At 74.4% G+C, this 13,792-nt stretch carries 15 protein-coding genes; 8 read left to right on the forward strand and 7 right to left on the reverse strand.

Features of this window, described 5'->3' with window-relative positions:
* Complete coding sequence (locus tag A4V12_RS22860) at positions 1-780, forward strand: SDR family NAD(P)-dependent oxidoreductase (protein WP_064071298.1); 780 nt, start codon at positions 1-3, stop codon at positions 778-780.
* Between the two features lie 58 nt (positions 781-838).
* Here A4V12_RS22860 and A4V12_RS22865 read toward each other — a convergent pair whose 3' ends face one another.
* From A4V12_RS22865 to A4V12_RS22875, 3 genes are all read right to left on the reverse strand, one after another.
* The gene (locus tag A4V12_RS22865) at positions 839-1,384 is read right to left on the reverse strand and encodes a hypothetical protein (RefSeq protein WP_064071299.1); all 546 of its coding nucleotides are present in this window, start codon (positions 1,382-1,384) and stop codon (positions 839-841) included.
* Between the two features lie 64 nt (positions 1,385-1,448).
* Positions 1,449-1,820, reverse strand: coding sequence for a hypothetical protein (locus A4V12_RS22870; RefSeq protein ID WP_064071300.1), 372 nt, complete (start codon positions 1,818-1,820; stop codon positions 1,449-1,451).
* 31 nt (positions 1,821-1,851) lie between these two features.
* The gene (locus A4V12_RS22875) at positions 1,852-2,103 is read right to left on the reverse strand and encodes a toxin-antitoxin system HicB family antitoxin (protein WP_064071301.1); all 252 of its coding nucleotides are present in this window, start codon (positions 2,101-2,103) and stop codon (positions 1,852-1,854) included.
* 142 nt (positions 2,104-2,245) lie between these two features.
* On the opposite strand from A4V12_RS22875, the gene A4V12_RS22880 reads away from it, so the two are divergent.
* The 6 genes from A4V12_RS22880 (at position 2,246) to mug (ending at position 8,385) form a co-directional block, all read left to right on the forward strand.
* Positions 2,246-2,671, forward strand: coding sequence for a GNAT family N-acetyltransferase (locus tag A4V12_RS22880; protein WP_064071302.1), 426 nt, complete (start codon positions 2,246-2,248; stop codon positions 2,669-2,671).
* 151 nt (positions 2,672-2,822) lie between these two features.
* Complete coding sequence (locus tag A4V12_RS22885; RefSeq protein WP_079137271.1) at positions 2,823-4,370, forward strand: hemolysin family protein; 1,548 nt, start codon at positions 2,823-2,825, stop codon at positions 4,368-4,370.
* Positions 4,367-5,383, forward strand: a complete 1,017-nt coding sequence (locus A4V12_RS22890) for a hemolysin family protein (RefSeq protein ID WP_064071303.1) — start codon at positions 4,367-4,369, stop codon at positions 5,381-5,383. The genes A4V12_RS22885 and A4V12_RS22890 overlap by 4 nt, the downstream gene beginning before the upstream one ends.
* 143 nt (positions 5,384-5,526) lie before the next feature.
* A complete protein-coding gene (locus tag A4V12_RS22895) occupies positions 5,527-6,318 on the forward strand; it encodes an SGNH/GDSL hydrolase family protein (RefSeq protein ID WP_064071304.1) in 792 nt (263 codons plus the stop codon).
* Positions 6,319-6,377: 59 nt separating this feature from the next.
* The gene (purB, locus tag A4V12_RS22900) at positions 6,378-7,820 is read left to right on the forward strand and encodes an adenylosuccinate lyase (RefSeq protein ID WP_064071305.1); all 1,443 of its coding nucleotides are present in this window, start codon (positions 6,378-6,380) and stop codon (positions 7,818-7,820) included.
* Between the two features lie 19 nt (positions 7,821-7,839).
* A complete protein-coding gene (gene mug, locus A4V12_RS22905) occupies positions 7,840-8,385 on the forward strand; it encodes a G/U mismatch-specific DNA glycosylase (RefSeq protein WP_064071306.1) in 546 nt (181 codons plus the stop codon).
* A 24-nt stretch (positions 8,386-8,409) separates the two neighbouring features.
* Here the strand turns inward: mug and A4V12_RS22910 are convergent, their stop codons facing one another.
* Positions 8,410-8,847, reverse strand: coding sequence for a hypothetical protein (locus tag A4V12_RS22910; RefSeq protein WP_064071307.1), 438 nt, complete (start codon positions 8,845-8,847; stop codon positions 8,410-8,412).
* Positions 8,848-9,047: 200 nt separating this feature from the next.
* Here A4V12_RS22910 and A4V12_RS22915 point away from each other — a divergent pair, with 200 nt between their 5' ends.
* A complete protein-coding gene (locus tag A4V12_RS22915; RefSeq protein WP_064071308.1) occupies positions 9,048-10,205 on the forward strand; it encodes an ROK family transcriptional regulator in 1,158 nt (385 codons plus the stop codon).
* 28 nt (positions 10,206-10,233) lie between these two features.
* On the opposite strand, the gene A4V12_RS22920 is transcribed toward A4V12_RS22915, so the two are convergent.
* The 3 genes from A4V12_RS22920 to A4V12_RS22930 form a co-directional block, all read right to left on the reverse strand.
* Positions 10,234-10,980, reverse strand: a complete 747-nt coding sequence (locus tag A4V12_RS22920; protein ID WP_064071309.1) for a GntR family transcriptional regulator — start codon at positions 10,978-10,980, stop codon at positions 10,234-10,236.
* 262 nt (positions 10,981-11,242) lie between these two features.
* Positions 11,243-12,055 carry an RNA polymerase sigma factor SigJ gene (sigJ, locus tag A4V12_RS22925; protein ID WP_107415487.1) on the reverse strand — a complete coding sequence of 271 codons (813 nt, stop codon included), beginning with the start codon at positions 12,053-12,055 and terminating at the stop codon, positions 11,243-11,245.
* Positions 12,056-12,484: 429 nt separating this feature from the next.
* Positions 12,485-13,627, reverse strand: a complete 1,143-nt coding sequence (locus tag A4V12_RS22930) for a DMT family transporter (protein WP_079137272.1) — start codon at positions 13,625-13,627, stop codon at positions 12,485-12,487.
* Positions 13,628-13,792: the final 165 nt, after the last annotated feature.

Here is a 13,792-nt window from a genome sequence, read left to right on the forward strand (position 1 = left end):
ATGACTTCGCAGACGTACCTCTCGCACCTGTTCTCGCTCGACGGCCGGGTGGCGCTGGTGACGGGCGGAAGTTCCGGCATCGGCCGGGCCGTCGCGGGCGCTCTGGCACGGGCCGGGGCGCGTGTCGTGATCGTCGCGCGCCGGGAGGCGGAGCTGGCGGCCACGGTCGACGAGCTGGTGGCCGACGGCTGCCGGGCGGCGTGGGTGAGCGGGGACCTCTCCACCCGTGCCGGTGTACGGGCGGCCGCCGAGGCGGCGGCCGGGGTGTACGGGGAGCCCGACATCCTCGTCAACAGCGCCGGGATCAACCTGCGGCCCCCGATGGGCGAGGTGGGCGAGGACGTCTGGGACGCGACGATGGCGGTGAACCTGGAGGCCCCGTTCCTGCTGGGTGAGCGCTTCGGCCCGGGAATGGCGCGGCGCGGCTTCGGGCGGATCATCCACGTCACCTCGCAGCAGGCGCACCGGGCGTTCGTGCAGAGCGGGGCGTACGGGGTGTCGAAGGGCGGCCTGGAGTCGCTGGCCCGCTCGCAGGCCGAGGCGTGGTCGGCGCACGGCGTCACGGCCAACACGCTGGTGCCCGGCTTCGTGCTGACGCCGCTCAACGCACGGCTCCAGGACGACCCGGAGACGGTCGCGGCGCTGGCCGCCCGGACGATGGTGGGGCGCAACGGGCTGGTGGACGACTTCGCGGGCGCGGCGGTGTTCCTGGCGAGCACCGCCTCGGCGTACGTCACCGGGCACGCGCTGTTCGTCGACGGCGGGCTGTCGGTGCACTGACCGGTACGCGTCCGGCCGGGGGCGCCGGCGGCCGGACGCCCCCGCGCGGTCCGGGGGGCTACGGCTTGTCGAGTGCGTCGGCGGCGGCGCGGAGCGCGTCGGCCAGTTCCTTCTTGGTGGGCAGCTCGTCGATCTTCTTGTCCAGCTCGTCGATGCGCTTGACGAGCCCGGCGATGTCGGACGGGTCCGTGGGCACGGGGCTGGATGTCGGGTCGGGGTCCCCGCCGCCGGACCCTGAGCCGGAGCCGCCGGTGTCCGTGCCACCGGTGTCCGGGCCGGTGCTGCCCCCGCCGGTGGCGCTCCCGCTGCCGCCGTCCGGCGGGACCGTCGGATCGGGGTCCCCGCCGCCGGACCCGGAGCCGCCGGTGTCCGTGCCACCGGTGTCCGGGCCGGTGCTGCCCCCGCCGGTGGCGCTCCCGCTGCCGCCGTCCGGCGGGACCGTCGGATCGGGCTGGGCGGTGGGGGACGCGGTCGGCTCCTGGCTCGGGATGCCGTCGGTGTCCGCGGCGGCGAGCGCTCCGCCGATGCTCAGGACCGCCGCCGTGGCCGTAGCGGCGACGGCGACGGCTATCCGCTTCGTACGCGTGTTCCGTGTGGGTGCCATGGGGCGCAACGTACCGGCGCATCCGGACGGACGGGGCGCTTCCGGCGATCCGGTACAAACGGAATCAAGGACTCCAACGACGCAGCTCGGCGGCGACGGCCCGCACGTCCGCCTGGCCCGTCTTCACCAGCCGGGCCAGGTCCCTCACCCGCTCCGGGGACGCGGCCACGTCGAGCCCGGAGGCGACGAGGTAGCCGTACGCGACGGCGGAGGCGTACATGGCGTTGGAGTGCTCCAGCGCGGGAACGTGCAGCAGCAGTTGCAGCAGGGCGGCGGCCCGGGCGTACGGATCGTTGTAGACGGGGACGCCGAATATTTCCGCGTCGTGCCGGCTCACGGCGGCGACCAGGGCGCCCCAGTCGGTCACGCGGGGATCGCCGGGGGTCTGCTGCTCGGCGACCATGAGGAGCCAGGCGAGGTCGATCGAGAGGTTCATACGGGCGGCGCGCCCGCCTTCGTCACGGGGTTCACCGGCTGCCGGACGGGCCCGCGCCGGAGCCGCTCGGGTCCGGTGCGCCGAACTCCTCGGCGAAGACGGTTTCGTACCGCCGCATGAAGTCGGCCGCGGCCTCCACGAAGGCACGGCCCGCCTCGCCCGCGTCCTGCTGGACGAGTTCCTCGATGTACCGGTTCACGCTGACGCCCCGCTCCTGGGCCCGGCGCCGGGCGGCCTCGGCGGTGGTCTCGTCGACGCGCACGTTGAGCTGAGTCTTCGCCACACCACCACGCTAGCGCGGCGGCGCTAGCACGGACAAGGGTGGAGGGCGTCCGTCCGGGGCCGCCGTCCCGGCGGGAAGTCCGGCGGGAAGCCGGGCGGAAACTCCGGTGCCGGCGCCCGCGCCGGTGTCCGATGATGCCGCCATGGACGATCTTCGAATACGGACCGCGTCGGCGGCCGACCTCGACACCGTGCTGGCCCTGTGGAAGGTCGCGGCCAAGGGCACCAGCATCAGCGACGACCGGGGCGGCGTGGAGGGACTGCTCGCCCGCGATCCGGAGGCGCTGATCCTCGCGGTGCGGGGCGGCGAGCCGGTCGGGACCGTCATCGCGGGCTTCGACGGATGGCGCTGCCACCTGTACCGGCTCGCCGTCCACCCGGACCACCGGCGCGAGGGGGTCGGCTCGGCGCTGCTCGCGGCCGCCGAGGAGCGGTTCGCACGCCTCGGCGGGCGGCGCGCCGACGCCATGGTCCTGGACGGCAACGAGTCGGCACACCACGCCTGGGACGCCGCCGGCTACGCCCGGCAGCCCGAGTGGAGCCGGTGGGTCAAACCCCTCCACGACTGATCGCTTTGCTGATCCTTTACCATGGGCGGACCAGATACCTCCCGTTCGAAAGGTGTGAGCGTCCGCCCATGGGCGAGCCTCCCAGTAGTAGCCGTAGCCGAGATCGCGCATCCCGAGCCTCCGTGGCCGATCATGGAACGGAGGTGAACCGATGACAGAAGTGCTCCTGCTCCTCGTGGCGCTGCTGCTCTCCCTGGCGTGCGGAGCGTTCGTCGCGGCCGAGTTCTCGCTGACGACCGTCGAGCGCTCGGAACTCGAACGCGCCGTCGAACGGGGTGAGCGCGGCGCGGCCGGCGCCCTCAAGGCCGTGCGGTCCCTCACCTTCCAGCTATCCGGCGCCCAGCTCGGCATCACCGTCACCAACCTGGTGGTCGGCATGCTCTCCGAGCCGTCCATCGCCAGCCTCATCCGCGGTCCGCTCCAGGACATCGGCCTGTCGGCGTCCGTCGCCTCCTCGGTGGCGCTGGTCATCGGCACGGCGCTGTCGACGGTCGTCCTGATGGTGGTCGGCGAGCTGGTGCCGAAGAACTGGGCGATCTCCTCGCCCCTGGCCGTCGCCAAGGTGGTGGCCACGCCGCAGCGCGTCTTCACCGCCGCGTTCCGGCCGCTGATCGCCCACCTCAACAACACGGCGAACCGCCTCGTGCGGCGGCTGGGCCTGGAACCCGCCGAGGAGCTGGCCTCCGCGCGCAGCCCCCAGGAGCTGGTCGCCCTGGCCCGCCACTCCGCGCGCGAGGGCGCCCTGGAGCCGGACACCGCCGAGCTGTTCGTCCGCACCCTGAACCTGGCCGAGCTGACCGCGGAGAACGTGATGACCCCGCGCGTCCAGGTCACCGCCCTGGAGGCGCAGGCCACCGCGGAGGACGTGGCCAACGCGACCCGCGCGACCGGCCTGTCCCGCTTCCCCGTCTACCGCGGCGGTCTGGACTCGGTCATCGGCATCGCGCACATCAAGGACGTGCTGACGGTCCCGGCCGGGCAGCGGTACCGCAAGCCGGTCACGGAGATCCTCCGCGAGCCGCTGCTCGTGCCGGAGTCCCTGACCGTGGACCGGCTGCTGGACCGGCTGTCCGGCAAGACCACGATGGCCGTCGTCATAGACGAGTACGGCGGTACGGCCGGGGTCGTGACCCTGGAGGACATCGTCGAGGAGGTCGTCGGCGAGGTGCGCGACGAGCACGACCCGCACGAGACCCCCGACCTGGCCAAGGCCGGCGAGGACGCCGACGGGCGGGTCGTGTGGTCCGCGGACGGCGCCGCCCGGACCGACCAGCTGGAGCGGATCGGCCTGCGCGTGCCGGACGGTCCGTACGAGACCCTCGCCGGGCTCGTCGCGACCGAGCTGGGCCGCATCCCGGCCGTCGGCGACACCGTCGCCGTGGACGGCTGGCTGCTCGACGTGGTCGACGCCTCCGGGCGCCGGGCCGCCCGGGTGATGCTCCACGCCCCGCTGGGCGGTCCCGGCGACGACGGCGACGGTCACGGCGACGACGGCGACGACGGGCACCGCCGCGACGACCGCCACCGTGACCGCGGCCGGCACCGCGACGGTGACCGGCACGGCGGCGCTGACCGGTTCCACGACGGGCGTATCGGTGCTGACCGCCTCCGCGACCGGCACGGCGACGGTGACGGCGACGGGCATGTGACGGGCGCCGGCCGACGCGGGGCCCGCGAGGACGGGGAGGCCGGCCGATGACCGCTGTCCAGTTGCTGATCGGTCTGCTGACCCTGCTGGTCAACGCCTTCTTCGTGGGCGCCGAGTTCGCCATGATCTCCGTGCGCCGCAGCCAGATCGAGCCGGAGGCGGAGGCCGGGAACCGGCGGGCGCGCAGCGTCATCTGGGGCCTGGAGCACGTCTCGGCGCTGCTCGCCGCGGCCCAGCTCGGCATCACGCTGTCCACGCTGGTGCTCGGCGTGGTCGCCGAGCCGGCCATCGCCCACCTGCTGGAGCCGGTGTTCGACGCCGTCGGCGTGCCGCACGGACTGGTGCACCCGATCTCGTTCGTGATCGCTCTGTCGCTCGCCACGTACCTGCACATGCTGCTGGGCGAGATGGTGCCGAAGAACATCGCCCTGGCCGAGCCGACGCGCACCGCGCTGCTCCTCGGGCCGCCGCTGGTGACGCTGGCGCGGGCGCTGAAGCCGGTGATCTTCACGATCAACGCGTTCGCCAACGCCCTGCTGAAGCTGATGCGGGTGGAGACGAAGGACGAGGTGTCGGCGACCTTCTCGGACGACGAGCTGGCCCGGTTGGTCACGGACGCCGGTGACGCCGGCCTCCTGGACGACCGGGCGGCCGAGCGGCTGCACGACGCCCTGGAGCTGGGGCGCCGTCCGGTGCGCGACGTGGTGATGCCGGTGGAGCGGGTGCTGTACGCCCGGGTCGGCACCACGCCCGAGGAGCTGGAGGCGCTGGCCGCCGAGTCGGGGTTCTCCCGCTTCCCCGTGGTCGACTCCACCCGCCGGATCCTCGGCTACCTGCACGTCAAGGACGCCCTGGACGCGACGCCGCGCGACCTGCCCTTCCCGGTGTCGGCGATGCGGCCGATCGCCCGGGTGCGGGCGGCCACGCCGATGGACGACGTCCTGACGGCGATGCGGCGCAGCCGTACGCACCTGGCGGCCGTGCTGGACGACGACGGCCGGCTGGCCGGCCTCGTCACCATGGAGGACGTCCTGCGCGAACTGGTCGGGCGGCCGGCGAACTAGGGGGCGTCTCGCCGATCCGGCCTGATCGACAAGACACCCCCTAGCCGGTACCCGCGGGTGGCCGGCGCCTCCCAAGGAGTCGGCGTCCGCGGGTGGCCGGCGCCTGTGGAGCGGCCGGCCCCGCACGGTACGATCGCTCCGCCATGGAGATGAATGCCACCTACAACAGTTTCGTCGCGGTGGGCGACAGCTTCACCGAGGGCATGTCGGACCTGCTGCCCGACGGCTCCTACCGCGGCTGGGCCGACCTGCTGGCGGCCCGCCTCGCCGCCCGTACGCCCGGTTTCCAATACGCCAACCTGGCCGTGCGCGGCAAGCTCATCGGGCAGATCGTCGAGGAGCAGGTGGACCTCGCGGCGGCCATGAAGGCGGACGTCGTGACGCTCGTCGGCGGCCTGAACGACACCCTCCGCCCGTCGTGCGACATGGGCCGGGTGCGCGGGCTGCTGGAGGAGGCCGTGGAGCGGCTGGCCCCCTCGTGCGGGCAGCTGGTGCTGATGCGCAGCCCCGGCCGCAACGGCCCGGTCATGGAGCGCTTCCGGCCGCGCATGGAGCAGCTGTTCGCGTACGTCGACGAGCTGGCCGCGCGCCACGGCGCCCTGGTCGTCGACCTGTACGGGGCCGAGGTGATGGGCGACCCGCGGCTGTGGGACCTGGACCGGCTGCACCTGACCGGGGAGGGGCACCGGCGGGTGGCCGAGGCGGTGTGGCAGGCGCTGGGGCTGGACGCGGAGGAGGACTGGCGGGCGCCGCTGCCGCCGACCGCGCCCCTGGCCTGGCGGGCCCGGCGGATCGGCGACCTCCGGTTCGCCCGGCAGCACTTGGGGCCCTGGGTGGCGCGGCGGCTGACGGGACGTTCCTCCGGCGACGGCCGGCCGCCCAAGCGCCCGGAGCTGCTGCCGTACCTCCTCGACGACGAGTCGTCCGTCTCGTAGCAACCCACAATCCGGACCGCGGCGCGGACCTGCAGAAACCGCCAGTAGAATCTGGACACGTGACTGCTGTGTCTGCGAAGCCTCGCATCCCGAACGTCCTGGCCGGCCGCTACGCCTCCGCGGAGCTGGCCGTCCTCTGGTCCCCCGAGCACAAGGTGAAGCTGGAGCGCCGGCTGTGGCTCGCCGTGCTGCGCGCCCAGAAGGACCTCGGTATCGAGGTGCCGGAGGCCGCGCTCGCCGACTACGAGCGGGTGCTCGACCAGGTCGACCTGGCGTCGATCGCCGAGCGTGAGAAGGTCACGCGCCACGACGTGAAGGCGCGGATCGAGGAGTTCAACGCGCTCGCGGGCCACGAGCAGGTCCACAAGGGCATGACCTCGCGCGACCTCACCGAGAACGTGGAACAGCTCCAGATCCGGCTGTCGCTGGAGCTGATGCGCGACCGCACGGTGGCCGTGCTGGCGCGGCTCGGCAGGCTCGCGGGCGAGTACGGCGAGCTGGTCGTGGCGGGGCGCTCGCACAACGTCGCCGCCCAGGCCACGACGCTCGGCAAGCGCTTCGCGACCGCCGCGGACGAGCTGCTGGTGGCGTACGCGCGGGTGGAGGAGCTGCTGGGCCGCTACCCGCTGCGCGGCATCAAGGGGCCGGTCGGCACCGCGCAGGACATGCTGGATTTGCTGGGCGGCGACGCCGCGAAGCTGGCGGAGCTGGAACAGCGGATCGCCGGGCACCTGGGCTTCGCCCACGCCTTCACCTCGGTCGGCCAGGTCTACCCGCGCTCCCTCGACTACGAGGTCGTCACCGCGCTGGTCCAGCTGGCGGCGGCGCCCTCGTCGCTGGCGAAGACGATCCGGCTGATGGCCGGGCACGAACTGGTCACCGAGGGCTTCAAGCCCGGCCAGGTCGGCTCCTCCGCGATGCCGCACAAGATGAACACCCGCTCCTGCGAGCGCGTCAACGGCCTGATGGTCATCCTGCGCGGCTACGCGTCGATGACCGGCGAGCTGGCGGGCGACCAGTGGAACGAGGGCGACGTCTCGTGCTCGGTGGTCCGGCGCGTGGCGCTGCCCGACGCGTTCTTCGCGCTGGACGGGCTGCTGGAGACGTTCCTCACGGTGCTGGACGAGTTCGGTGCCTTCCCGGCGGTCGTCGCCCGGGAACTCGACCGCTACCTGCCGTTCCTCGCCACCACGAAGGTGCTGATGGCGTCGGTGCGTGCCGGGGTGGGCCGCGAGGTGGCGCACGAGGCCATCAAGGAGAACGCGGTCGCGTCGGCGCTGGCCATGCGGGAGCGCGGCGCCGAGCGCAACGAGCTCCTCGACAAGCTCGCCGCCGACGAGCGGCTGCCGCTGGACCGGGCGCAGCTCGACGCGGCGATGGCGGACAAGCTGTCGTTCACGGGTGCCGCCGCCGACCAGGTCGGTGCGGTGGTCGCCCGGATCGAGGAGATCGCCAAGCAGCACCCGGAGGCCGCCGCCTACGCGCCGGGTGCGATCCTCTGACCCGGGGCACACGACCCGTATGACACCTCAGGAACTCCAGGCCGCCCGCGACCGCATCGTCCCCGATGTGATCGCGGGCGGTCTGTCCGTACTGTTCTGCGGCATCAACCCGGGCCTCATGTCGGCCGCCACGGGCCACCACTTCGCCCGGCCGGGCAACCGCTTCTGGCCCGTGCTGCACCGCTCCGGGTTCACCCCGCGGCAGTTGCGGCCGTCCGAGCAGGACGAGCTCCTCGCGTACGGGCTCGGCATCACCAACGTCGTCGCGCGGGCGAGCGCGCGGGCGGACGAGCTGAGCGACGAGGAGTTCCGCGAAGGCGGCCGGCAGCTGGCCCTCAAGGTGGAGAGGCTGCGCCCCCGCTGGCTGGCGGTGGCGGGGATCACCGCGTACCGCACGGCCTTCGACGATCCGAAGGCACGGGTGGGGCCGCAGGACAGGGTCATCGGCGACACGCGCGTCTGGGCGCTGCCCAATCCCAGCGGGCTGAACGCGCACTGGACGCTGGAGACGATGGCCGAGGAGTTCGCCCGGCTGCGCCAGGCGGCGCGGGGCGACCAGGGGTAGTCCCGCCGGGACGGCGGCCCCTTCTCAGGGCGGGTCGATCTCCGTGACGGTGACGAGCAGTTCGAAGGGCTGCTCCTTGTCCCACTGCGAGACGCCCAGGGCTATCCAGTGCCCGTCCGCCCGCCAGAGGTGGACGTCCGGCACGGACTGGCTCAGGGCGTCCCACGGGTCGGGTATCTCCTCCCCCTCCATGCCCCGGTCGAAGACCGACCACAGGCTGAAGACCTGCGGCGGGCCCCAGCGGGCGGTGAGCAGCACCGAGAGGCCGTCCCGGTCCGCCTCGTACTGGTCCTGGACGAGTCCGCGCCGGGTGCCGTCGTCGTCCCAGAAGTCCTCGCTCACGGCGAGCGCGGCGATGTGGTAGCCGGCACCGCTGTGCCCCGTGGCCGTTCTGCCGGACTCCCGCGGGAAGGGCTGGGAGCGCAGCTGATCGATGGTCGCCAGGTGCCGTGCGGTGGTCATGGATCCCAGTAAAGCGCCCACCACTGACAATTGGCGTTCCGTCAGCAGCGTCCGGCGCGGGCCCGGGACCGGTGGCCGAGCGGGACGCGTCGGCACCGCCGGCCGGCATGATCCGCGCCCCGCGGGCGAGGGGCCTGACGGGGCGGCCGGGTCATTGAGTACCATCCGGCAGACACGCGTTCTAGCTGGGAGGACACACGGTGAGCCGGCTGACCGGCGGGGACCCGTCGCTGCTGCGACGGATCAATTCCGCGGTGGTACTCCACGCTCTGCGGGGCGCCGACGCCCGCACGCTCACCGACCTCACCCGGATCACGGGGCTGTCCCGGCCCACCGTGGAGGGTGTGGTCGAGGGGCTCATCGGCACCGGGCTGGTGGTCGAGGCGGCGCCCGAGGAGGGCGAGGCCAGGCGCCAGGGGCGGCCGGCGCGGCGGTTCCGGTTCCGCGCGGAGGCGGGCCACCTGCTGGGCATCGAGATCGGCCCGCACCGGGTGGCCGCGCTGATGTCGGGGCTGGACGGGCGGATCATCGGCGCCGGGTCCCGCGAGGTGTCGGAGACGGCGTCGGCGGACGAGCGGCTGGAGCGGGTCCGGACCGTGGTCGCGGACGTGCTGCGCCGCACCGGTGTGGCCCGGGGCAGCCTGCGGGCGGTGGGCGTCGGGACGCCCGGCATCGTGGAGGCGGACGGGACGGTCCGGCTCGGCACGGCGCTCCCGGGCTGGACGGGGCTGGCGCTCGGCGAGCGGCTGCGGCGGTCGTTCCGGTGCCCGGTGCTGGTGGAGAACGACGCCAACGCGGCGGCCGTGGCCGAGCAGTGGAAGGGCGCGGCGACCGACTCGGACGACATCGTGTTCGTCCTCGCGGGTCTGAGCCCCGGGGCCGGGTCGCTGATCGGCGGGCGACTGCACCGGGGGTTCGGCGGGGCCGCCGGGGAGATCGGCGCGCTGCACCTGCTGGGGCAGGGGGCGACCCCCGAGACGCTGCTGTCGACCACGGACGAGCCGCTGCACCCGCTGGACGAGCAGGCGGTGGCGGAGGTGTTCGCGCTCGCCCGCAAGGGTGACGCGCGGGCGAGGGAGGCCGTGGACCGGTTCATCCAGCGGCTGGTGCACGACGTGGCGGCCCTGGTGCTGGCGCTCGATCCGGAGCTGGTGGTGGTCGGCGGCTGGGCGGCCGGACTCGACGGGGTGCTCCAGCCGTTGCGGGACGAGCTGGCGCGGTTCTGCCTGCGGCCGCCGCGGGTGGCGCTGTCGCTGCTGGGCGAGGCGGCGGTGGCGACGGGCGCGCTGAGGCTGGCGCTCGACCACGTGGAGGAGCAGTTGTTCGCGGTCGAGGGCACGGTGACGGCCCGCCGCTGAGCGACGGGCCGGGCACGGTGACGGTGGGTCAGGAGGCGATGCCGAAGTCCCCCGCGTCGCCGAACGTCAGACGGCAGGTGTCGGCGCGGTAGGTGGCGACGGAGACGGCGGCGGTGCGGCCGTCCGTCAGGTAGCGGGTGGTGACCAGGAGGACGGGCGCGCCGGGCAGCCGGTCCAGTTCCCGTGCGTCGTCGGCGCGGGCGGAGCCGAGCTCCACGGCGCGGTCCTGGCCCTCCAGGGTCAGCCGCTGGAGCTCGCGCAGGACGCTGCGGGCGCGGGCGGCGCCCGAGGGGGCGTCGATCGCGGTGAGGTCCGGTACGGAGCGAACGGGGACGTACAGCTGCTCGGCGGCGACGGCCTGACCGTGCGTCACACGCAGGCGGCGCACGGTGTGCACCGGCTCGCCGGCGTCCCCGTCGGGGCCGAGGAGGCGGGCGACGGCGGCGGGCGGGGCGGCGAGGGCGCAGTCGACCGGCTGCCAGGCCTCCTCGCCGGAGCCGGGCCACTGGGCCTGGGTGGTGGACACGTCGACGCCCACCCGCGGCGGTGCGACGGTGGTGCCGACGCCGCGGCGGCGCTGGAGGCGGCCCTCGAGCTCCAGCTGTTCCAGCGCCTGACGGAGCGTGGCACGGGCGACGCCGAAACGGGCGGCCAGTTCGCGTTCGTTGGGCAGGATCTCCCCCACGGAGAAATCCGTGTCCAGTGCTTCGCCGATCACGGTCTTCAGATGCCAGTACTTGGGCTCCGGCACCGATTCCAGCTGCGTGGTCCCCACCCTGATCCTCCGCAATCGCCGGGCTCCCGGCGGCTTTCCCGTGCCTTGTTTATTAAAGGTTCCTGCACTAACCCTTGCGACCATAGGACGGCACACACCCTTGGTCAAGACCAATCGTCGGCCGGTCACGCTGCGGAGTCGACCCTTGTCGCAGAGCGTTCACAGGCTGTTCGCGCGGCTCGGACCGGGGCGGACGGCGGACGGCCCCGCGTCCGAGGGGGACACGGGGCCGTCGGGAGGCCGGTGGTGGCGGCCGGGGCGGTCAGGGCTCCAGGCCGAGGAGCTTGTCCGGGTTGCGCACGATGTAGACGCACTGGATCCGGCCGTCCACGATGTCGACCTGGAACACCGAGTCGAGCTTCCCGCCGAGGGAGACGAGCACCGCGGGAGCGCCGTTGACCTCGGCGGTCCGGTAGGTGGCGGGTGCGGGGGTCTTCCCGGCGACGGCGCACAGGAAGCGGCCGACCTTGTCGGCGCTCTCCACCACGCGCAGCGGCGCCTTGCTCTTGCCGCCGCTGTCCCCGACGAGCCGTACGTCGGGGGCGAGCAGGGCGAGCAGCCCGTCCAGGTCGCCGCCGGCCGCCGCGGCGAGGAAGCGTTCGGTCAGGTCGCGGCGCTCGGCGGGGTCCACGTCGTAACGGGGCCTGCCCTCGTCGACGTGGCGGCGGGCCCGGCCGGCGAGCTGCCGTACGGCGGCCTCGGACCGGTCGAGGGTGACCGCGATCTCCGCGTACGGGAAGCCGAACGCCTCGCGCAGGACGAACACGGCCCGTTCCAGCGGCGAGAGGGATTCGAGGACGACCAGGACGGCGAGCGACACGGAGTCGGCGAGCACCGCGCGTTCGGCCGTGTCGGGGACGGTGGGGCCGAAGTCGGTGACGACCGGTTCGGGGAGCCAGGGGCCGACGTACGCCTCGCGGCGCGACTGCACCTGGCGGAGCCGGTCGATGGCGAGCCGGGTGGTGATGCGCACGAGGTAGGCGCGGGGCTCGCGGATGTCCGCCCGTTCCGCGGCCGACCACCGCAGCCATGCCTCCTGGACCACGTCCTCGGCGTCGGCGACGCGGCCGAGCATCCGGTAGGCCACTCCGGTCAGGAAGGGCCGGTGCGCCTCGAAGACCCCGGTGCCGCCGTCGTCCTTGCCGCCGGCGTCCCTGCCGGGTGCTGTCTCTGTGTCGGTTGCCACCGCCCCATCATGCGATACGCGTCGGGGCCCGGCCGGTCCGGCCCCCCGAACTCGTGGCTGGCGGGCGGTGGTTGCGGCCGGGGCGCCGACCGCAACCGAGCCGGGCCGGTGGCGGGGGTTCCGGCCGCCGGTGGCGGACGGGGGCGCGCCGGTTCGCCCGCGGAGGTTCTTCGGCGGCACGCCGGGGGTGCGGGTGCTGTCCGTGCCGGTGCCCGGGCGGCCGCTGTCCCGCCCCTCCCCCGGGCGGGTTCCCGGCCGGCGCCGTCCCGGCCCGGCACCGTCCGCGCCGGCGTCGTCCGCGCCCCGCCGGGGCGGCGCTCACACGGGGCCGTGGTCGCCGGGCCGTGCGGGGGCACCGGCCTTCGCGGGGCGCCGGGCGCCGGGCGCGAGGTCCTGGTCCGCGGGTGCGTCCCCGGACGGTCCGTCACCCCCGCGCGGGCCGCCCGTCACCGGCCGCCGCGTCTCCGGCGGGGCGTCCTCGCGGTGCGGCCGGTGCACCGGCGCCCCCGCGGCCGCGTGCCGGCGGACGACGATCCCGCCCTTGTCGCGCGCGTGCTCCCCGGCGGGGACCGCCGCGGGGGCGGGGGCGCGCCGTCCCAGGACGCCCGAGCCGAGCGCGACGCCCGCGCCCACCAGCGCGCTGCCGACCGCCTGGGCCGCCCCGTAGGAACCGGTGGCGACGAGGGGCGCGGTCATGGCCGCGGACACCGGGATGAGCCCGGAGAAGAGGGTCGCCCGCTCGGCGCCGATCCGCTGGACGCCCATGTACCAGCAGACGAACCCGACGACCGTGACGACCGCCGCCTGCCACACCAGGGCGACCGACTCCTGCCCGGTCGGTACGCGCAGCATGGCGGTGCCGTCCATCAGCAGCCCCGCGAGGAGCGATTCGAGCGCGGCGACGCAGCACACCGTGGCCGACAGCAGTTTCGGTCCGAGCGGCTTGAGGACCGGCACGGCGAGGACGGCGAACCCCACCTCGCCCCCCAGGGCCGCCACCGACCAGGCGATCCCCGCCAGGTCGGTACGCCCCCATCCCTGCACGGTGAACGCCCCGGCGGCGACGAGCAGCGCCCCGTACAGCACCGGCCGGGTGGGCCGCCGGCCGCTGAGGGCCGGTACCAGTACCGCGACCACCACGGGCGCACAGCCGACGAACACGCCGGGGATGGCGGGCTCCGCGGTGCGCTCGGCGGCGAGGACCGCCAGGTTGAACCCGACCATCCCCACTGCGGCGAGCACCGCGACCCGCCCCCACTGGCGGGGCGTCAGGGCGCGTACGGCGGTCGCCGCGCCCCGCCCCACGAGCGGCAGCAGCAGGAGGAAGGCCAGGCCGTAGCGGATGGCCTGCCCTCCCGCGTACGGATAGTCGCCGAGCACGCTGTTGGCGGTGAAGGATGCTCCGACGAGGACACAGGCGAAGGCCGCGAGCGACATGCCGCGGATCCGGTTCATGTTCATGCCGTCGACGCTAGGTGCGGGCGGTGGTCCCGTTGAAGGGCCACTTCCCCCTCGGCTTCGAGGACCACTTCGGCCGTGGCCCGGTGGCCGGCGTCCGTGCGGCGCCGCCCGCCCCGGCGGGCCGGGCGCCTCGTGGCGGGAGCCGGGGCGGCCCGCCGGTGGCGG

The sequence above is a fragment of the Streptomyces noursei genome (assembly GCF_001646665.1).
In the GTDB taxonomy this organism is placed as follows: domain Bacteria; phylum Actinomycetota; class Actinomycetes; order Streptomycetales; family Streptomycetaceae; genus Streptomyces; species Streptomyces lavendulocolor.